A 919-nucleotide genomic window follows, 5' to 3' on the forward strand; every position below is an offset into this window, starting at 1 on the left:
TGTGCCAGTTTTCTGCAAGTTTTCTGCAAGATTTGTATACATTAAAAGTTGCAATTGAGCAGATTTGCGACGTAATAGCTGTTGCAAACAGTTGATTTCATAGCGATTTTCAGTGTCACTAAATATCGCATTTCTGATACATAGGCATTAGATGTCATATCTAGGATTTTAAGAGAATTGCGTACTCTTAAATTATTAGAAAGGTATAAAAAGATATGACATCAGAGCAAAGACAGAAGCTAACCATTAAAAACCAATATATGTTCAACAGAGTTATGACAGATGAGGATATATGCATAAAAACGCTAGAGCGTATATTAAACAAAAAGATAGAGTCCCTTGAATACAAAAATGCAGAACAGGCATTTGAACCTCTGGCGCACACAAAAGGAGTGCGCCTTGATTTGTTTGCTAAAGGAGAAAATAAGGTATATGACATAGAGCTTCAAATTCAACCTAGAAAAGATATTGCAAAAAGATACAGATATTATCAGGCAGCCATTGACACAGCCTCTCTTGATAAAGGAGACGAATACTTATCTCTTCCGGTTAGCTACATTATCTTTATATGCGATCACGATCCATTCAAACAAGGGCTACCAATATATACGATTAAAAGAAAATGCATTGAAGATACATCTATCGACATAAAAGATGATTCACATTGGTTAGCTCTAAACTGTAAGGCTTACAACAAAATAAAGGATGCAAAACTTGCCAGTTTTATGGAATACATCTCAAATGGTAAGATTAACCCTAAAGATGACCTCGTATTATCAATGGCAAAAGCGGTAGATAGAGCCAATGAGAAAAGAGAGTGGGTGGATAAAGTGTTTTCTGTAAGCACTATAGAAGAAGATATAAGGCGAGAAGCTAAATGGGCTGCAGAAGATGCTGTCAGAGCAGAAATGCAAGAAGT

The 919-nt window shown here is 35.6% G+C and carries 1 protein-coding gene; it reads left to right on the forward strand.

The window, feature by feature from the left end:
- Positions 1-215: 215 nt before the first annotated feature.
- Positions 216-919: Rpn family recombination-promoting nuclease/putative transposase (locus G7Y37_RS09065; RefSeq protein ID WP_165063140.1), on the forward strand; the 704-nt coding region annotated here is incomplete at its 3' end.

Origin of the sequence: Adlercreutzia sp. ZJ154 (genome assembly GCF_011039055.1) — a bacterium.
Classification (GTDB): domain Bacteria; phylum Actinomycetota; class Coriobacteriia; order Coriobacteriales; family Eggerthellaceae; genus Adlercreutzia_A.